Annotated in this window: 20 protein-coding genes, 1 tRNA gene, 6 pseudogenes and 1 riboswitch; of the genes and pseudogenes, 2 read left to right on the top strand and 25 right to left on the bottom strand. The window is 56.3% G+C overall.

Annotation, left to right across the window (positions count from 1 at the left end):
• The 24 genes and pseudogenes from T260_RS125125 to T260_RS125045 form a co-directional block, all read right to left on the bottom strand.
• Positions 1-1,007: cobyrinic acid a,c-diamide synthase CobB (locus T260_RS125125; RefSeq protein WP_023634353.1), on the bottom strand; the 1,007-nt coding region annotated here is incomplete at its 3' end.
• Positions 953-2,152 (bottom strand): cobalt-precorrin 5A hydrolase, encoded by a 1,200-nt coding sequence (locus T260_RS125120; RefSeq protein WP_008880161.1) that lies wholly within the window; start codon positions 2,150-2,152, stop codon positions 953-955. The genes T260_RS125125 and T260_RS125120, both read right to left, overlap by 55 nt.
• A 1-nt stretch (position 2,153) precedes the next feature.
• On the bottom strand, positions 2,154-2,927 hold the full coding sequence (gene cobM, locus T260_RS125115; protein WP_011231288.1) for a precorrin-4 C(11)-methyltransferase: 774 nt from the start codon (positions 2,925-2,927) through the stop codon (positions 2,154-2,156).
• A pseudogene (locus tag T260_RS1000000141025) lies at positions 2,924-3,088 on the bottom strand (precorrin-2 C(20)-methyltransferase); the annotation flags it as partial. The pseudogene T260_RS1000000141025 and the gene cobM, both read right to left, overlap by 4 nt.
• Before the next feature lie 28 nt (positions 3,089-3,116).
• A pseudogene (gene cobI / locus T260_RS0120765) lies at positions 3,117-3,731 on the bottom strand (precorrin-2 C(20)-methyltransferase); the annotation flags it as partial.
• Positions 3,728-4,702 (bottom strand): annotated as a pseudogene (locus T260_RS0120770) (bifunctional cobalt-precorrin-7 (C(5))-methyltransferase/cobalt-precorrin-6B (C(15))-methyltransferase); the annotation flags it as partial. The pseudogenes cobI and T260_RS0120770, both read right to left, overlap by 4 nt.
• Positions 4,703-4,743: 41 nt before the next feature.
• A pseudogene (cbiE, locus tag T260_RS0120775) lies at positions 4,744-5,103 on the bottom strand (precorrin-6y C5,15-methyltransferase (decarboxylating) subunit CbiE); the annotation flags it as partial.
• Positions 5,069-6,187: a cobalt-precorrin-5B (C(1))-methyltransferase gene (locus T260_RS125110; protein ID WP_014195897.1), complete on the bottom strand. Its 1,119-nt coding sequence runs from the start codon at positions 6,185-6,187 to the stop codon at positions 5,069-5,071. The gene T260_RS125110 and the pseudogene cbiE, both read right to left, overlap by 35 nt.
• Before the next feature lie 6 nt (positions 6,188-6,193).
• Complete coding sequence (locus T260_RS125105; protein WP_014195898.1) at positions 6,194-6,841, bottom strand: precorrin-8X methylmutase; 648 nt, start codon at positions 6,839-6,841, stop codon at positions 6,194-6,196.
• A 58-nt stretch (positions 6,842-6,899) separates the two neighbouring features.
• Positions 6,900-7,676, bottom strand: a complete 777-nt coding sequence (cobK, locus tag T260_RS125100; protein WP_008880155.1) for a precorrin-6A reductase — start codon at positions 7,674-7,676, stop codon at positions 6,900-6,902.
• Between the two features lie 15 nt (positions 7,677-7,691).
• Positions 7,692-8,519, bottom strand: a complete 828-nt coding sequence (locus T260_RS125095) for a sirohydrochlorin chelatase (RefSeq protein WP_023634354.1) — start codon at positions 8,517-8,519, stop codon at positions 7,692-7,694.
• A 212-nt stretch (positions 8,520-8,731) separates the two neighbouring features.
• On the bottom strand, positions 8,732-10,522 hold the full coding sequence (gene cobJ / locus T260_RS125090; protein WP_008880153.1) for a precorrin-3B C(17)-methyltransferase: 1,791 nt from the start codon (positions 10,520-10,522) through the stop codon (positions 8,732-8,734).
• A gap of 63 nt (positions 10,523-10,585) precedes the next feature.
• Positions 10,586-11,383 carry an energy-coupling factor ABC transporter ATP-binding protein gene (locus T260_RS125085; protein WP_008880152.1) on the bottom strand — a complete coding sequence of 266 codons (798 nt, stop codon included), beginning with the start codon at positions 11,381-11,383 and terminating at the stop codon, positions 10,586-10,588.
• The gene (locus T260_RS125080) at positions 11,380-12,105 is read right to left on the bottom strand and encodes an energy-coupling factor transporter transmembrane component T family protein (protein WP_008880151.1); all 726 of its coding nucleotides are present in this window, start codon (positions 12,103-12,105) and stop codon (positions 11,380-11,382) included. The genes T260_RS125085 and T260_RS125080 overlap by 4 nt, the downstream gene beginning before the upstream one ends.
• Entirely contained in the window at positions 12,089-12,382 is a 294-nt protein-coding gene (locus tag T260_RS125075; RefSeq protein WP_008880150.1) for an energy-coupling factor ABC transporter substrate-binding protein, read from the bottom strand. Before T260_RS125075 ends, T260_RS125080 begins: the two co-directional genes overlap by 17 nt.
• Positions 12,383-12,386: 4 nt before the next feature.
• On the bottom strand, positions 12,387-13,130 hold the full coding sequence (locus tag T260_RS125070) for an energy-coupling factor ABC transporter permease (protein ID WP_011887479.1): 744 nt from the start codon (positions 13,128-13,130) through the stop codon (positions 12,387-12,389).
• Entirely contained in the window at positions 13,131-13,529 is a 399-nt protein-coding gene (locus T260_RS125065; RefSeq protein WP_008880147.1) for a (2Fe-2S) ferredoxin domain-containing protein, read from the bottom strand.
• Between the two features lie 181 nt (positions 13,530-13,710).
• Positions 13,711-13,902: riboswitch (cobalamin riboswitch) on the bottom strand.
• 60 nt (positions 13,903-13,962) lie between these two features.
• Positions 13,963-14,097 (bottom strand): RraA family protein, encoded by a 135-nt coding sequence (locus tag T260_RS1000000140555; protein WP_023634356.1) that lies wholly within the window; start codon positions 14,095-14,097, stop codon positions 13,963-13,965.
• Positions 14,072-14,185: pseudogene (locus T260_RS1000000140335) on the bottom strand (RraA family protein); the annotation flags it as partial. The gene T260_RS1000000140555 and the pseudogene T260_RS1000000140335, both read right to left, overlap by 26 nt.
• Before the next feature lie 17 nt (positions 14,186-14,202).
• Entirely contained in the window at positions 14,203-14,583 is a 381-nt protein-coding gene (locus T260_RS125060; protein WP_008880146.1) for a retropepsin-like aspartic protease, read from the bottom strand.
• Entirely contained in the window at positions 14,573-14,827 is a 255-nt protein-coding gene (locus tag T260_RS125055; RefSeq protein WP_008880145.1) for a hypothetical protein, read from the bottom strand. The genes T260_RS125060 and T260_RS125055 overlap by 11 nt, the downstream gene beginning before the upstream one ends.
• A gap of 51 nt (positions 14,828-14,878) precedes the next feature.
• Positions 14,879-14,953: pseudogene (locus T260_RS1000000140820) on the bottom strand (ribonuclease E activity regulator RraA); the annotation flags it as partial.
• Complete coding sequence (gene rraA / locus T260_RS125050) at positions 14,931-15,446, bottom strand: ribonuclease E activity regulator RraA (protein ID WP_023634357.1); 516 nt, start codon at positions 15,444-15,446, stop codon at positions 14,931-14,933. The gene rraA and the pseudogene T260_RS1000000140820, both read right to left, overlap by 23 nt.
• Before the next feature lie 257 nt (positions 15,447-15,703).
• A tRNA-Gln gene (locus tag T260_RS125045) sits at positions 15,704-15,775 on the bottom strand.
• 177 nt (positions 15,776-15,952) lie between these two features.
• Between T260_RS125045 and T260_RS125040 the strand changes: the two genes are divergently transcribed.
• Complete coding sequence (locus T260_RS125040; protein ID WP_023634358.1) at positions 15,953-16,834, top strand: glycerophosphodiester phosphodiesterase family protein; 882 nt, start codon at positions 15,953-15,955, stop codon at positions 16,832-16,834.
• Between the two features lie 122 nt (positions 16,835-16,956).
• Positions 16,957-17,400: a GNAT family N-acetyltransferase gene (locus tag T260_RS125035; protein WP_014195907.1), complete on the top strand. Its 444-nt coding sequence runs from the start codon at positions 16,957-16,959 to the stop codon at positions 17,398-17,400.
• 76 nt (positions 17,401-17,476) lie between these two features.
• Here T260_RS125035 and T260_RS0120780 read toward each other — a convergent pair.
• A partial coding sequence (locus T260_RS0120780; RefSeq protein ID WP_031213086.1) for a topoisomerase C-terminal repeat-containing protein occupies positions 17,477-17,797 on the bottom strand: 321 nt, incomplete at its 5' end.

The raw sequence follows: 17,797 nt of genomic DNA on the forward strand, positions 1-17,797 counted from the left end.
GTGAGAAACATAAACCCGCCGCACTCGGCCAACGTCGGCAACCCGTGTTCGATGGCGGCGCGGATCGACTGTTTGACCGCGGCTTGCCTGGCGAGCTCGGCGGCAAACTCTTCCGGAAACCCGCCGCCGATATACAATCCGTTCACCCCATCCGGAAGCGGCTCGCCGGCGAGCGGAGAAAAGTAGACAAGCTCCGCGCCGCAGGCAGAAAGCATCTCCAGATTCTCCGGATAGTAAAAATGAAAGGCGGCATCTTTGGCAACCGCCACGCGCACGCGATACGGCCGCGAAGGGCGAATGAGCGGCGCCGGAGAACAAAGGGCTGGCGCTTCTGCAATCGAAAGGAGCGTCTCCCAATCGATCGTGCGCGCCACCTTTCTCCCCAGATCGGCAAAAAACGAATCCAGTTCGCCGCGCTCCACCGACGGCACGAGCCCTAAATGGCGCTCTGGCAGCGCCAACGCTTCGTCTTGCGTGAGAAACCCGACGACCGGCACCCCGCACGTTTGCTCGACTGCCGCTTTGACGAGCCGAAAATGCCCTTCGCTGCCGACGCGGTTGGCAAATACGCCGGCGAGGCGCACATCGGGGCGAAACGTTTGAAACCCATGGACGATGGCGGCGGCGCTGCGGGCCATGCCGGAACAATCGACGACAAGCAGCACCGGGCTTTCGGTCAATACGGCGATTTCAGCCGTCGCCCCCTCGTCAGAAAGCGGCTGTTTCCCGTCAAACAGCCCCATCACCCCCTCGATGATGGCGATATCAGCCCCTTGACAACCGTTGGCGAGCACCGTTTTGACCGCTTCGCTTCCCATCATCCAACTGTCCAAGTTGCGCGCCGGCCGGCCGGTCACAGCCGTATGGTAAGTCGGATCGATGTAGTCCGGGCCGCATTTAAACCCTTGCACCGTATATCCTTGCTGCCTCATGGCCGCCATCAATCCAAGCGTCACGGTCGTTTTGCCGGCGCCGCTTCCCGGTGCGGCGATGACAAGCCGTCGCATGCCTCTTTCCCCTTTCCCTGCATGGTCGCTTTCTTTTGATGATCGATGAGCGCCACGGAAATCGTCACATTGCCGGACTTCTTTTTCACCAGCGCCAGCCGATCGGCCCCGCTGTACAATTTCGCCGCCGGCTCGCTCACCCCATACGCGCCGGTGTAGCGGTACACCGTTTCCGACGGCGCTTCGATCGACACCGTGTTCAGCTCTTCTGGCGTATACGCAACCAATTCCCATCTATATTTGTTGACTACCTCCAAAAGTCCTTGTTCATCCTTTTTCAAATCAATGGTGCACACCGCTTTGACGCTTTTCATCGAAAAGCGCAGCTCATTGAGCGTCTCATGGATGACCGCTTCGATTTCGTCAGCCGATGTGCCGCGGTTGCAGCCGATGCCAAGCGCGATTACTTTCGGGCGATACAAAACGCCGTTTTGCAAAATGGCCTCTTCTTCCGGCGCAAGCAAGCGATGAGTGACCACAAGCGCGGCCGCCGGGCGGGCAGCGAGCGCTTCCGCGATCGAGCCGTACACGGCAATGTTTTTGGGCAATGGCCGCCCTTCCGGCCACCAGCCGGTTTCCCCCGACTCTTGCACGATCGCGACAGGCTCTTCATTCACGACCGCGGCGCTCACCGGCGTCAGCTTGTCAGCTGATTCCCATTCCCAGCCGAACTGGCGACCGAACAGATCGACGGCGATTGTCTGCTGCACGTCAGAAGCGGTCGTAATGACCGGGCGGGCGCTTAAAATGGCAGCAACGCGCCGCGTCAGTTCGTTCGCTCCGCCCAAATGGCCGGAAAGAACACTGATCACATGTTCAGCCTTATCATCGATCACCACGACCGCAGGATCGGTCTTTTTGTCTTTTAACAGCGGAGCGATCATCCGTACGACAGCGCCGAGCGAAATGATGCAAATGAGTCCGTCATAGCGGGCGAACAACTCCGGCAACAAGGCCCTGACGTTGCCGGAAAACAAGCGGATCCCGTGCTTGGCTTCATCGCCGCGGGCGAATTTATCCGTATAATAAACGTCCGCTCCCGCAAGAGCGCCTCCAAGGCGTCGGGCGATCTCGACCCCGTGTTTCGTAATGGCCACGACAGCATAGGCGCCGTGTCTTTTGTTGTTCGCGGCAGCAACTCCCACCTTACTTCTCCCCCTTTCGATATCCGTGCGTAAACGTGCGGTCGTACAGCTTCGAACGGTAGCCGCGCTCATGAATATGGGGATCGAGCGCCCAACCGGCCAACATGATCGCGTGTTTCGTCACACCATGGCGCCGCATATCGTCAGCCATTGTGGCAACGGTGGAACGAATCACGACTTCATCCGGCCATGTCGCCTTATAGACGATCGCGACAGGCGTATCACCGCTCCAACCCGCTTCAAGGAGCGCCGCGCTTACTTTTTTGGCAAGCGTCGCGCTTAAAAAAAGAACGAGCGTGCAATGATGCTGCGCCAGCTCCTGCAATTTCTCACGCGGCGGCATCGGCGTCCGCCCCTCGGCGCGGGTGAAAATGACCGTCTGCGTCAATTCCGGAACGGTGAGCTCCGCCTGCACGGCGGCCGCGGCGGCAAACGCCGAACTGACGCCGGGGACGATTTCCACTTCAATTCCTTCTTCTTTCAACAAGGCGATTTGCTCAAGCGTCGCCCCGTAAATCGATGGATCACCGGTATGGACGCGCACGACAAGCCGTCCTTGTTTCACTTGCTCCGCCATTGCCGCGACCATTTCTTCTAAATGCATGCCGGCGGTATGGAAAACGTCAGCATCCGGCTTCCGGTAGCGCTCGATCAATTCCGCGCTCACTAGCGAGTCGGTGTAAAAAATGGCGTCGGCAGCAGCGAGAAGCTCGGCGCCGCGAACCGTGATCAAATCCGGCGCTCCCGGCCCCGCCCCTACGATATACAGCTTCACTTTCTCACCACCATCAATGTCAAATATTCGAGTTCCGCTCCGTCGAGCTCCTCGACCTTCCACACGACTTCCTCGCCGGACGTCACTTTCGTCACAACAGCGGCGCGATGAAGCAAATCGAGTTCCCGCAACAGACGAACCAGCAAATCGATCACTTTCGCCNTGAGTGCTAAGAAAAAGAGGCCGAAAAACTTTCGTCACAACAGCGGCGCGATGAAGCAAATCGAGTTCCCGCAACAGACGAACCAGCAAATCGATCACTTTCGCCACTTTAAAAAAGACAACGCAATCGTGCTCAAGAAGCACTGCTTTCATCGCCTCAACATCGTCGCGGGCGGGCACGATCGCCACGGTTTCATCACCATCCGCCAGCGGCAGACGAAGCCTAGCGGCAGCAGCGTTGGCCGAACTGACGCCGGGGACGACTTCAATCGGCGCTTCCGGATAGCGGCGCTCCATTACGTGCATCAAATGGATGAACGTGCTGTACAACAGCGGATCGCCTTCGGTCACAAACGCGACATCGCGCCCGGCCGACAGCTCCGCCCAAATGGCGTCCGCCGCCTCGTTCCACTTCGGCTCAAGCAAGGCTCGGTCTTTTGTCATCGGAAAATGCAGGCCGAGCCGCCGTTTTTCCTCTGGCGCAAAATACGCATCAATAATTTGTTCCGCATAGCTTTTGCTTTGCCGCCCTTTTTTTGGATAGGCGATGACATCCGCTTCTTTTAGGCGGCGGTATGCTTTCACCGTCATGAGCTCTGGATCGCCCGGGCCAACACCGATGCCGTACAACGTGCCGGTCATTCGTCTCCCTCCCGCTTGGCTGTCATGATATACACCGGATTGAGCGCCTCAAAGCGCGTCAACTCTAAAATGGGCTTGCTTCGCGACACTTGCGCGAGCGTGATGTCAACATGAAATCCACGGCTGCGCAGCTCGCAGCCCGCTTCAGCAAGCGTCTCAACCGTTGCCGCGTTGATCACGATGCGTCCATTTTTCTTCAGCCGTTTCGCACAGACGTCCAACAACGGCGACATCGCGCCTGACGTGCCGCCGATAAAGATGGCATCCGGGTCGGCAAACTCATCGAGCCGATCGGGCGCCCTGCCGTGCACAAGCGTGATGTCAACGCGGAATTTGCGCAAGTTTTGCCGGCAAATCTCGAGGTCGTATTCATTTTTTTCAATCGCAAACACCGCCCCGTCGCGGGCGATTTTCGCCGCTTCAATCGCGACCGAACCGGTGCACGTCCCAATGTCCCAGACGACGCTGTCCGGGCGCAAGCGCAAGGCGCTTACGCTTAAGACGCGAATTTCTTTCTTTGTAATCAGCCCTTTGTCCGGCTTGCGTTGGAAAAATTCATCATCGTCAATGCCGAGCGGCCAAATCGGACCAGGAGCGGTTTGCCTCAAAATGACTATATTTAATGGAAGAAACTCGGTTTCTGCCATTTCTTCTAGCTTGAAAAACCGGCATCGCTCATTCGGCCCGCCGAGCTCCTCGCCGACAAACGCCTCATATTCCGTCATGCCGTACTCGAGCAAATAGCGGGCGATGGCGGCCGGCGAGTTCGTCTCATCGGTTAAGATGGCGACTTTGCGCCGCCCGTCGATCCGCTGAGCCAAACCGGTGAGCGGCCGGCCATGGACGCTGACAAACGCCGCGTCTTGCCAAGACTCGCCCATTTTCGCAAACGCCCATTGCACTGAGCTGACGGCCGGATACACGTCGATCGGCAATTTGCCGGCCAAATAGCTGCCGATGCCGTAAAAGAGTTTTCGGCTTCATTTTTTCATTGGCTACNCGGCCGGCCATGGACGCTGACAAACGCCGCGTCTTGCCAAGACTCGCCCATTTTCGCAAACGCCCATTGCACTGAGCTGACGGCCGGATACACGTCGATCGGCAATTTGCCGGCCAAATAGCTGCCGATGCCGTAAAAGAGCGGATCGCCGGAAGCAAGCACGACCGTGTTGCGCGTCTCATGGCGGAGCCGCTCCACCAGCTCCGCCAGTCCGCGGCGGATGATGATCGTTTCTCCTTTGTATTCAGGAAACATCGCCAGCTGCCGTTCGCCGCCGACAAGCAGCTCGCTTTCATCAATCCAGCGTCGATACAGCTCAGGAAGACTTGCTTGCCCATCAGCACCCACACCGATCAACTTCATCGTCCCCATCGGTCTGCACCGCCTTTCCTAATTGTTGTCCGTTCATTGTGTAAATGGACGTCGCCACCGTCAGACCGCCTCCCACTTCGTGAAGCGCCGCCTGGCAGCACGCTTCGCACAAAAGCTCGAAAAACTTCATGCAACCGGCCTCTTGCATCATGTCGCCGACTTGCGCCGCCGTATTCGCGCCGCGCACCGCAGCCACCAGTTCTGGGCCAGCACCTGCCTGCTCGGCGATGGCAGCCAAAAAGCCAAAGTCGACCGGGGCGCTTTTCGAGTGCACCATCATCACTCCTTGAGCGACTTTCGAAAATTTTCCCATCATCCCGACCATCGACACCATCTTGATGCCAAGCCGTTTGCATTGTTTCAGCGTAAAGCCGACAAAATCGCCCATTTCGATAAACGCTTCTTCCGGCAAATGTGGATATTCTTGCATGGCGTATTTCTCGCTCCGCCCCCCGGTCGTGATGACAACATGGCGGCAGCCGTTCGCTTTCGCCACTTGAAGCGCCTGCACGATGCTCGCCCGGTAGGCGGCGGTGGAGAACGGAACGACGATGCCGCGCGTCCCCAAAATCGAAATGCCGCCAATGATGCCTAGTCTCGGGTTCAACGTTTTTTTGGCGATTTCCTCGCCGCCGGGCACAGAAATGACGACCTTCACCCCGCGATGTAGACCGTATTGCGCCAGCACTTCATTGACGGCTTCGCGGATCATTTGCCGCGGCACTGGATTGATCGCCGCTTCCCCGACCGGCACCGGCAAGCCGGGTTTGGTGACGCGTCCGACCCCTTCACCGCCGTCGATATGAACGCCCGGCGACGAGGCCCACGAGACAGTGGAAACGATGAGCGCGCCGTGCGTCGCATCTGGGTCATCGCCGCCATCCTTCACGACCGAGGCCGTCGCCGTTTCGCCATCGAACGAACAAGAGGCGAGCGAAAAGGTCACCACCCGCCCGATCGGAATCCGAATCGTCGCCTCCGCCTGCACTTGGCCAGTGATGAGCGCCGTGAGCGCGGCTTTCGTTGCCGCTGTCGCGCACGATCCGGTCGTATACCCTTCACGCAGCGTTTTTTTCGTTTCCATCGTTCGTCACGCTCGCTCGGCGAGCAGCGATAAAGCATTCAAGGCAGCGACGGTCACGGTGCTTCCTCCTTTGCGGCCGCGGTTGGTGATGAACGGCACATCGAGCTTCGCCAATTCTTCTTTCGATTCCGCCGCCGAGACGAATCCGACCGGCAAGCCGATCACCAATCCCGGCCGCGCCTCTCCTTCTTTGATGAGGCGAATGAGCTCCAATAACGCTGTCGGAGCGTTGCCGATGGCAAAAATGCCGCCTTCCGCTTCTTTCACCGCTTTGCGCATAGCCACAATCGCCCTCGTCGTATTCAACCGTTTCGCTTCAGCGATCACGTCTTCATCAGAAATATAGACGCGCACCGCGCTGCCGAACTTCGCAAGCCGCGCTTGATTGACGCCGGCTTGCACCATTTGCACATCGGCGACGACGAGCTTGCCGCTGCGAATGGCATCAATGCCTGAGCGGATCGCATCCGGGTGGAAAATGAGGCTTTTGCCCAGCTCAAAATCAGCCGATGCATGGATGACGCGCTGAACGATTCGGTATTGTTCTTCTGTAAATGAATGCTCGCCGATCTCTTCATCAATGATTTGAAAGCTGCGCGCTTCAATTTGTTCCGGCTGCACCGTCGCCGGACGAAATGTTGTATGGAAGTCCATGACAATTCTCTCCTTTCTTCATGATCGCTTGCATGAGCGGCCGCTAGAATCCCATTCTTTACACGGCCGGAAGCGGCGCATGCTGCTTCAACGCCTCGAGCACGCCGGCAAAATCGTGATGCACGATGCCGTATGACAACCGTGGGCGGCGGATGACGATGACATCAATGCCGAGCTCCTCGGCGGCAGCGATTTTCTCATCGACAAACCCGACTTTGCCGCTTTCTTTCGTGACGACGACCGTGACGCCAAAATGGCGGTATAGCGCCCGATCGAGCTCTTTCGTAAACGGCCCTTGCATCATGACGATCTGCTCTTGGGAAAACCCGAGCCGCTCGCATTTGTCGAGATTGTCTTTCCGCGGCAGCATCCGCGCAATCACCTTGACGTCCGGGCGACCGATGAGCCTCGCGGCGAAAATGTCGAGCGTTTTGCTGCCGGTCGTCAGCATCACGACGCCGCCTTTTTCCGCCGCCAAGTCAGCCGCTTCTTCATAGCTGTCGACAAATGTCACCTTCTCGGATGAAAACGAAGACGCCTGCCGCTCGTAGCGAATGTAGGGCAACCCGGCGTCTGCTGCCGCTTGCATGGCGTTTTTTGACGCCTCTTCAGCAAATGGATGGCTCGCGTCCACAATCGCTTTGGCCCCCTCGGCTTTGGCCAGATCGGCAAGCTGGGACGCATCCAAGCGGCCGACATAGGCGCGAATGCCGGCCGATCGGAGCTGTTCGGCCGCGTGATCGGTGACGACCGTCGCGGTTACGTTATAGCCGGCTTGTTGGATCATCACCGCCAATTCGCGGGCATCGCTTGTTCCAGCTAACAATAAAATCATCGGACGCTTCCTCCTTCAATGATGGTGATGATGATGGTGATGATGGGCGGCGTGCAGCCGATATTGACAGATGTCGCAATTCATCGCCACCGTTTGGCCGAGCACCTCGTTGAGGCGGTCAAGCACGATCTCCTCAAGCTTCGGATGAAATCCAAAATAGCCGGCAAGCGCAAACGAGATATGCGAGTGCTCAGCTTGGTATTGCGCCATTTGCTGCTCAAGCCGCTTAATCAGGATGCCGGTGAATAAAAAATACGGAAGAACAACGATCCGCCTAGCTCCGAGCATGAGACAGCGGCGGACAGCATCATCAAGCGACGGCGTCGTCACGCCCATAAACGCCGGCTCGATGAGCGCATAGCCGGTCTGTTCCCAAAAGAGGCGGGCGATTTTATACAAGTCGCTGTTCGCATCCGGATCGCTCCCGCCGCGGCCAAGCAAAATGACCGCTGTTCCGTCATCCGGCTGCTCCGGCCGCTCGCCGATTTCTTGCAATCGTTCGCGCAAAATAGCAAATGTCTGCTCATGGACGCCGATGGGGCGGCCGTAGCGGAACATCATATGCGGATAGCGCGCTTTGGCCTCATCGATTTCCGCCGGGATATGCAGCTTCGAATGCCCGGCCGGCAATAAAATGAGCGGAATGACCGCCACTTCCATTGCCCCGGCTTCGGCGCAGCGTTCGATTCCTTCGCCGATCGACGGACGGCCAAATTCTAAAAAACTTGTTTCAATATGAAACGAATCGCGCAAACGCGGCCGCAGGCGGTCGACAAACTGCCGCACTTGCTCGTTCCCTTCCGGGTCGCGGCTGCCATGGCCGACAAATAAAATGGCTCTCATCCTTGTTTTCCCCCTTTTGTTAGCGGACGTCTTCCGCCGTTCCCTATAAGCGCAATGACTCGATGGGCGCTTCATCCAAATGCGAGGCGCCCATCTATGCTCTTTTATGGAACCAGCCGGTTATTCGATCGACTGTCGGAAAAAGATGCGTCGCTTCGACACCAACGACATCTGCAGACGTTCAAGCTGCACTTATATAACGCATGCTTCCGTCACTCACCGCAAGCTGGCATTTCGATGGACGCGGCCGGTTTTGCCTCTTCGTGTGAAAAACGTCCGACTTGCTTCACGCGGCGGAAAAACTTATGAAACCGTTCATTTGGATGTGCTTGTTCTTGATACTGTTCGATGATTTCTGCCATAACCGCCACAATTTCTTCCGGCGGAATGCCTTCCGCGACGAGCTGGCCGGGATGGGCGTTGCGGCCGACCGTTTTCCCGCCCAAAAACAAATCAAATTTCCCTTTCCGGTACACAAGCCCGATGTCTTCGTGCACCGCGCCGTAGCACGCCATCCCGCAGCCGTTGATGCCAAGCTTCAACTCTTTCGGCAGCGCCATGCCGCCAAATCGGCGAGCCAATTCCTCCGCGTATGGAATGGCGTCTTTTTTCTCTCCATCGCAAAAATCACATGCCTTCACCGTCAGCACATCACCGACCGGCATCACGATCAGTCCGGCGTCAACGAGACGGGCCACAAGCCCATCTGGGTCCTCTGTCAACCGTTCGATTTTCATATAATGATCCGGTGTGTAGGTCATTTTTCCATCCATCCCTACCACTTCCGCAAGCACAATGAGCTGTTCCGGGGTGAACTGTTTATTGGCCACGCCCGGGCTCACCGCCGCTTCCAACAACACGGCCGCCGTCTTTCTTGTTTTCCGTCTCTCTAAAGCGGCGAGCGCGTCTTCGGCTGTTTCTTTCACCCGTTTTGGCGCGGCGGTCGGCTGCCGTTTGGCTGTTTTTGCCAGCGGCGCGGCAAGCGTCGGCAAAACGGCAGCCAGCGGCGTTGGCTCGGCCTCCTTCGTGGCCGCGGCAACAGACGGCGGTCGAACCGCGGTGGCCAAGGCGGTGAAAGCACGATCCTTCTGGTTGTCCCCGGCGAGGACAGCCGCTTCGGACGGTCCTGATGCCCCCGTGCTTCCTTCGTCCTCATCTTCCAGCGGTTTCGTCTGGTCAAGCGCCCACGGCTCCGCTTCTTTGCGCAGCCGTTCATGCGGTTTGAGCGGCTGGACGGCGGCTGCTAGTTGATACTTGCGCTGGTAGCCGCGCGGCGTGATCATCACGCCGTCATGGACGAATGTCGTTGAGTTGCCGATAATCACCGTCGTCAACATGCCGATCTCATGGTCAAGCATATGCGCCAAGTCGGTGAGGACGATATGCTGCCGCTCGCGGTACGCGCTTTTCACCAGACCGACCGGGGTTTCCGGAGACCGATGGCGGAGCAGGATGCGCTGTGCTTCCACAATCTGTCTAGTGCGCCGTCCGCTTTTCGGGTTGTAAAGCGCGATGACAAAATCGGCCGCGGCGGCGGCGTCAATCCGCTTTTCAATCAGCTCCCACGGCGTCAAATGGTCGCTCAAGCTGATCGTGCACGCATCGTGCATAATCGGTGCGCCAAGCAGCGCGGCGCACGAATGGATCGCGGAAATGCCGGGGATGACTTCGACTTCAATCGAGCTGTCTTTCGTCCACCCTTTTTCGATCAGCACTTCATACACGAGCCCGGCCATGCCGTACAACCCGGCGTCACCGCTTGAAATGACGGCGACCGTTTTGCCGCGCTCCGCCCATTTCACCGCCGCTTGGGCGCGGCTCACCTCTTCCGTCATGCCCGTGCTGATGATTTCCTTTCCGACAATCAGATCGCGCACAAGTTCGATGTACGTTTTGTAGCCAATGATGACGTCGCTTTCTTCAATCGCTTCCCGAGCCCGTTTCGTCATATGGTCGACGCTTCCCGGGCCAAAGCCGACAATGAGCAATTTGCCGCTCATCATGATCCCCCTCCTTTGCCAATTAGGCCCACTTTCCATAACGAATTCGCCGCCGCTTATTTCCCTTCATGGTACAAAACATCGGGGCACGTTCTTTTCCTTTGGCCGCCACTCTTGCCAAAGCCGCACAAAAAGCGGAACATCCAAACGAATGTCCAAAAGCCGCTGACGGTCGGCAAACACGTCTTCCGGCTCCCCTTGCATCACGACGCGTCCTTCGTGCATGACCGCGACGACATCCGCCCACTGCCAGACGAAATCCATGTCATGGGTGGCGATCAACACCGTCGTCCCCGCCTGGTGAATCGCATCAATTTGCTTGAGAAACTGCTTTGTCTGATGCTGGTCCAAGTAGGCGGTTGGTTCATCAAGCACGAGCAAGTCCGGCTTGGTGGCCATCGTGCAGCAAAGGGTCAGCCATTTTTTCTGCCCGAGGCTAAGTTGGTGGGTCGGACGGTCCAACCAAGAATGGAGTTTGTATTCTTCTGCGATCGAAACGAGCGCCTTCTTCATGCTTTCCGCATCGACACCGGCATGAGTGAGGCTGATCGTCAATTCATCGCGCACAAGCGGGGCCAAAATTTGATGCTCCGGGTTTTGAAAGACGATGCCGACTTCCCGTCGCCATTGCGCCCAATCAGCGCCGCGTTCATACATGTTGCGCCCTTTCCAATATACCGTTCCTTCCTGCGCCCGCAACAGCCCATTCAAATGAAGAAACAGCGTCGTTTTGCCGCATCCGTTCGGCCCGATCAAAGCGTACTTTTTTCCTTCTAGAATCTCCCAATCAATCCCATTCAGCACATAATGCGTTGAATGGTAAGCATACTTCACCTGTTCCATTCGCAATAGCAACGTTTTCACCCTTTCCGCCATGCCACCCCAAGCAGCAGAGCCATTATGATGCCGGCCGCAATATCAACAGGGCGCACACTCGCTTTTTTCGCTTGATGCGTATATGCGACCGTCGCCATCCCGCCCCGGGCGGCAAGTGAACGGCTATATGCTTCATACGATTGCCACGTTTTCATCCATAATTGATACATCAGCATCACACCGTGGCGCCAATGCGCCCCCCCGCTGCGGGCGCGCAACGCCAACATAAGCTCAGCGGCCGCCTGTTCCAATAAAAAGATGAAGCGGTACATAAGAAAGCAAAGTTCAACGAGCGCAGCTGGGAGGTGCATTCTTCGCAGTACGGAAAATAACTCCGGCATCGGAGTCGTAATGAGGGCGAAAAACAGGCACGACCAGGCGGCGAGAGAGCGAATGGCCAGCTCTGCAGCCAGTTGCAACTGGCTATCCATCATTGAAATTCGAAACGGAAAAGACACCGACACGACAAGCGTCAGCAAGCTGGGGGCCAAGAAGGCACAGGCGGCCAACATTGCTTTTCCATACAAGGAAAACGGTACACCTGCACTCCCCATAATCCAGTATGCCATCCCGCCAAGCACGATCAATTGCTCGCGCCAGCCCCCGGTCATGACGATAAGAAGCAGAACGGAGGCCATAAGCCATTTCCATTCCGCTCCCCAAGAGCGGAGTCGATTTTCATACGCCCAACGATCAAACTCGCGAATCATGGCTGTTTTTCCGCTCCGATCGTCCTTTGTACAACCCGATGACATAGCCGATCACACCGGCGCCAAGCGCGGCTTGCAACGAGAACAACAGCGTTTCGACTTCGCCTCCAGGAGGGGTAAAAATCGACTCAAACCACGGGCGATACTGCGGATGAAGTGCTTGAATGGCTTTTTCCGCTTGGTCGTCTGTTCCTCCGAACTCCGATCCGCGCGCCCACCAAAGCGGCCCGATGATGAGCAAAGCAGCGAGCAAGATGAGCAAACCATTTTTCTTCATATCCTCACGCCCCCTTTTCTCTTTGGAACAGCGGAGAAGCTTGGTAGGAAGCAAGCCAGTTCCAGACGATCACCGTTACAATGCCTTCTGTCACCGCCAACGGCACTTGCGTGATCGCGAAGATGCCCGCAAATTTCCAAAATGAGGCCACGATTCCGCCATCAGGTGCGGGAAACGCCAAGGCGAGCTGCAGGGAAGTCATGACGTACGTCGCCAAGTCTGATAAGCAAGCGGCGAGAAACAATGCAACACGATTTGACAGCGCCCCTTTTCGGCACAATTGATACAGCCCGTAGGCGACGAAAGGTCCGATGATTGCCATCGACATCGCGTTCGCTCCAAGCGTTGTCACCCCTCCATGGGCAAGAAGCAACGCTTGAAACAGAAGGACGATCGTACCGATCACCACCATCACCCACGGCCCAAACAAAATGGATCCAAACCCGATCCCGGTCGGATGAGAACTGCTGCCAGTGACCGACGGGATTTTCAGCGCCGATAGCACAAACGTAAACGCACCAGCTAAAGCCATCAGGAGCTTATGCTCGAGATGCTGCTTCGAAGCATGAACAAGCCTGCGCAGCCCAAACAAGAAAAACGGCAAAAACAGGATCCACCAAAACAGCGCCCATTTGACAGGCAAAAAACCTTCCATAATATGCATGGCATTTACTTCGTTTTCATTGGTGAGCCAAAAATATACAACGAATAAAGCCATCATCCCGCTCCATCGAACGGTTCTTTTCATTTATCTGCTTGCTCCTTTCTCGATATGCTCGTTTTTTCGTTTTCCACTTGCCGCCTCACGCTCGCCGATCGGCGTCAACACCAATTCCCCTTCATACTCATACGTCGCCCACTCCCGCAGCGGAACACCCTCACCCAAATGGACGCGCGCGACTTCTTTCGCCTTCTCTGGCGTCATCTGCCGGTACCAGACGCCGTCCGGGTAGACGATCATCACGCATGCGTCTTGGCAACGGCCGTTGCAGCGCGTCCTTGTTGTATGGACAGCGTCGTCAAGCCCAAGGCGGGCGATTTCCTCGCGCACCGCGGTTGTCACGTCATCTCCGCCATGGCGGAGGCACGTCCCTCCGTTGCAAATGAGCACATGATGCTTCATTCCCCGCAAATCCCACGTCGCCACCAAATCCCCCCTTTTGCTAGAATGGTAGAATGAAATGCGGCAGACGGACGGTTTTTCGACAAAAGAAAAAGCACCTCTACAGCAGAGGTGCAGAAAAATGTATACGAAAGCCGTAAACGGCCCAAACAGGGCCCCTAAAGCCGTCATTCTCCCGCACGTCTGCCTATAGTCCCGTAGGCATCCGTCCGATCCAAACAAGGCAGGTCTCCTGACTTAGGATCATCGCTTGGCGGCGTCTTCCCGAAGCATCCTTCAGTGACTTGTTGCCGCAAAGCTCCCCATCACAGTGGCGGGCACCGTGCCGGATTTTCACCGAGCTTCCCTTTTCACCCAAGCCCTAAGCGGGCTAGGCACCTTGTTTGTCTTACCGCCATATATGCGCTGTCATGGAACAAGCATCCGTTTTCATCGTAGTACAACCAATGCGTTGCCGTCAACCGTTTTTTGCCGACAAATCTTTGTTGGCGACGACAACGCCGTCCGCATCAGCGTACACGTACGCCCCTGGCTCCCAGCGGACGCCGCCAAACTCGAGCGCANTTGTTGGCGACGACAACGCCGTCCGCATCAGCGTACACGTACGCCCCTGGCTCCCAGCGGACGCCGCCAAACTCGAGCGCAACGTCGCGGGCGCCTTTTCCTTCTTTTTGGCATTTCGAGCGGGCGTTCCATTTCAACCAGAACGATACATCTCCAACTTGTCCAGGTCTAAGACAAATCCAGCGCCCAGCAATATATCCAATCCTAACAAACCGTTAATCCCCTCATAGTCCATCCCGCTAAAATCAATTTCATACTCTCTTAGCTGGAAAGAATCTAGCTGAATACAGTCTAATTTTTTTGTAAACGCGTACTCTTTCCCACCGATTCCGTAATAAGCCACAATACGATCGCCCGGCTCTACCCGCAAATGAATATCTTCTACTGCATTTTGAGAAATCACTGTTTTCGCCGCACCAGTATCAATCACCATATTATGAATCAACTTAGACCTTCCTTGATAAACGATTTCGATCGATGCAAACAGCAAGCCTTCACGATATTCAATCTGCATAATGAAATTTCCCTCTCAGGCCAATCGCTCCCCGAACTTTTAAAACAATCTCCTTGTGGCTAGTATGATAAACAAGCTGATTCCCTTTCGATTGCAGCAACTCACGAGTTGCATCCTTGTCCGAAACCGTTCCGATAACAGCCACCTCTTCAATGATTTCTTGATCTCCCTCTAAATGGGACTTTAATACTTGTAATTTCACAAATTGATTTGGATACAATGAACGCACTTCCTGCCATTCCATCTCCATCGCCTCAACCTGTTCGTTGTATTGAACGAGACTCGACCGCAGCCGTCAACCATTTTTCGCCAACAAATCTTTGTTGGCGACGACAACGCCGTCCGCATCAGCGTACACGTACGCCCCTGGCTCCCAGCGGACGCCGCCAAACTCGAGCGCANTTGTTGGCGACGACAACGCCGTCCGCATCAGCGTACACGTACGCCCCTGGCTCCCAGCGGACGCCGCCAAACTCGAGCGCAACGTCGCGTGAGCCTTTTCCCTCTTTTTTGCTTTTCACCGGGCATGTGCCGATCGCCATCACGCCAATCGGCATGGCGCCAATTTCCGCTGAATCGCGGATGCAGCCGTGGATGATGACGCCAGCAAGCCCCCTCTCGCAAGCGATTTGCGCCAGCCGGTCGCCTAATAGCGCGACGCGGCGCGAGCCTTTTCCATCGACCACGAGCACCGTCCCCGGCGGCACCGTCTCCAGCGCTTCTCGGACAAGGACGTTGTCTTCAAACACATCGACCGTCGCAATCGGCCCGGAAAACGCCCGCTTTCCGCCGTACGATTGGAACGGCAACTCGCATACTTGCAACTCGTCTAAAAATTGATCGCATAAATCGGCTGTTTTCATTGTCGCTCTCCCCTTTCATGTTTTGCATTCGCCGTCATTCGCCAAAATCCTTCTGCCTCAGCAGTTTTTTGTCGACGATCTTTCATTCGAACGACTGACACGAACGCGGCGATGTGAACCAAACCATTGTGTGGCCGTCAATCGCTTCGATGTATTCCACCGATCGCATTGAAACCATAAAAAACGGCCCCGCGCCGATATATAGCGGAGACCGTTTTCACCGGCTCAAAGCCCCTCCGGTTTGACCAGACGTTCAGCTGGGCTAGCTGGATTCGAACCAGCGCATCACGGAGTCAAAGTCCGTTGCCTTACCGCTTGGCTATAGCCCAACGTTTTGTTGTCGTTTACAGTATGCGGCATGATAACGCACTTTATGCATCAAACTGAATATCCCTTTGCTTGATGTGCGAAACTATCGGTACAAGCATCCTTTTCCCACTATATCACCTCGTTTTTCCCTCGCACTTGTTTTCCCGATATGATATACTGAAAGGGGAGAGATGTATATGCGCCGGATCACGGTTTTTCGCTTCTATCTTTGCACATTGTTTTTGTTATCGTTGCCGATCGTCTTAGCGGCCGCGGCTGCCTGGCAGCCATCCAGCCAGCCGAAAACCGCCGTCATCGCCCACCGCGGCGCGTCCGGATACGCGCCGGAGCATACGCTCTCATCCTACCGCCTTGCCGCCCGCATGCAGGCGGACTATATCGAAGTCGATGTGCGCGCAGCCAAAGACGGGAAGCTCGTTGCTCTGCATGATGCGACGCTCGCCCGGACGACAAATGCCGAAACGGTCTACCCGCGCCGTGCTCCGTGGCGGGTAAATGATTTTTCGTTCGCTGAACTGAGGCGGCTGGATGCCGGGTCGTGGTTTCATCCACGCTTTGCCGGCGAGCGCATCCCGACGCTTGATGAGATGATTCAGATGCTGAAAGCGGAGCGTGTGGAAGCCCCGTTGTACATCGAAACGAAACAGCCCGGCATCGAAGAGGCGGTCGTCCATCTATTGAAAAAACACGGTTTCCTGCAACAGCGCCGCGTCATGTTTCAATCGTTCCACCCGGAAAGCTTGCAAGCGCTCCGGCCGCTCATCCCGCACGGCATTCGGCTCATTCAATTGGTCGACGAGAAGGAAGCGCACAGCGGCCGCGACGAGCTGCTGCAACAAATCGCCGTCTATGCCGATGGCATCGGCTTGCCGCTTTCGGCCGTCACCGAAGAGTGGGTGCGCGCCGCCCATGGCCGCGGGCTCATTGTTCACGTCTATACCGTCAATGAACCACACGATCTCGCTCGCCTATGCGCCATGGGCGTTGACGGCCTGTTCACCGATTATCCAGACCGCCCTGGCCGCATTGCCGCCTGCCGTCGTCTGCCCCGCCATTGACCGGCCTTCAGGGAGCCAGGGGGAGCTTATTGTTTACATAATGTTATTATGGTTAATAAAAACGAAAATCGTTCCCATTTGACCCGATTCGGTGTATCATTTGAGAAAAAGGAGGCCAGATCATGTGGACGATCATCGATTACGAAAACGGCCCATTTACCGTGACGACGGACCGCCGCCGCGTCCAGCTTGAGCGCGTGTTTGACTTCCTTGCCCGCTCGTATTGGGCGAATGAGCGCAGCCGCGAAACGATCCTCAAATCGCTTGACCATTCGCTCTGCTTTTCCCTTTTTCACGGCGACAGGCAAATTGGCATGGCGCGCGTCATCACCGACCGGGCGACGTTCGCCTATCTGTGCGACGTGTTCATCGATGAAGCATACCGTGGGCAAGGTCTCGGGAAATGGCTGTTATCATGCGTGCTCGCCCATCCTGATGTCGCCGCTGTCCGCAAGGTGATGCTCGCGACCAAAGACGCGCACGGGCTGTACAGGCAGTTCGGCTTTGCCGCGCCGAGCGAGCCGGAGCGGTTGATGGAGCGGATTCAAGAGCCGCGAACGGAGTAAAGGGCAAAAAAAAGGCGGGCCGCCATCGGTCCGCCTTTTCGCCAAACCTCCCATCCCCCAACGCCTGTTGCCTTCGTCACCGCTTCGGAAACTGAAACGACAATTTCTTCTCGTTTTCATCCCAAACGAGTATGGCGTCAAACGTTTTCCCGCCTTTTTTAAACCCTTTTATGACATTTGTTTTCCCTTGCGCCAGCAGCTTTTTCACATTCGCCGCCGAAATCGATTTGCCGAGAATGCGTTTGGAGATCGTAAACGAGCATTTTGTTTTCGCGTACTGGTCGCAACCGTACAACGTTCCTTTGTCGATGACGGTCCCGCCGCAAAGCGGGCACGGCCCAAGCTTCTCGCCCATCGTTTTTTTCTTCCTTTTCGGCAAATTTTTAAACGTCGGGTT

Origin of the sequence: Geobacillus thermopakistaniensis (assembly GCF_000498995.1) — a bacterium.
GTDB lineage: Bacteria > Bacillota > Bacilli > Bacillales > Anoxybacillaceae > Geobacillus > Geobacillus thermoleovorans.

Coding starts and splice junctions, on each gene's coding strand:
- T260_RS125110 (WP_014195897.1), bottom strand. CDS start 6,187: ATGGAAACGAAAAAAACGCTGCGTGAAGGGTATACGACCGGATCGTGC.
- T260_RS125105 (WP_014195898.1), bottom strand. CDS start 6,841: ATGGACTTCCATACAACATTTCGTCCGGCGACGGTGCAGCCGGAACAA.
- cobK (WP_008880155.1), bottom strand. CDS start 7,676: ATGATTTTATTGTTAGCTGGAACAAGCGATGCCCGCGAATTGGCGGTG.
- T260_RS125095 (WP_023634354.1), bottom strand. CDS start 8,519: ATGAGAGCCATTTTATTTGTCGGCCATGGCAGCCGCGACCCGGAAGGG.
- cobJ (WP_008880153.1), bottom strand. CDS start 10,522: ATGATGAGCGGCAAATTGCTCATTGTCGGCTTTGGCCCGGGAAGCGTC.
- T260_RS125080 (WP_008880151.1), bottom strand. CDS start 12,105: ATGATTCGCGAGTTTGATCGTTGGGCGTATGAAAATCGACTCCGCTCT.
- T260_RS125075 (WP_008880150.1), bottom strand. CDS start 12,382: ATGAAGAAAAATGGTTTGCTCATCTTGCTCGCTGCTTTGCTCATCATC.
- T260_RS125070 (WP_011887479.1), bottom strand. CDS start 13,130: ATGAAAAGAACCGTTCGATGGAGCGGGATGATGGCTTTATTCGTTGTA.
- T260_RS125060 (WP_008880146.1), bottom strand. CDS start 14,583: ATGCAGATTGAATATCGTGAAGGCTTGCTGTTTGCATCGATCGAAATC.
- T260_RS125055 (WP_008880145.1), bottom strand. CDS start 14,827: ATGGAATGGCAGGAAGTGCGTTCATTGTATCCAAATCAATTTGTGAAA.
- T260_RS125040 (WP_023634358.1), top strand. CDS start 15,953: ATGCGCCGGATCACGGTTTTTCGCTTCTATCTTTGCACATTGTTTTTG.
- T260_RS125035 (WP_014195907.1), top strand. CDS start 16,957: ATGTGGACGATCATCGATTACGAAAACGGCCCATTTACCGTGACGACG.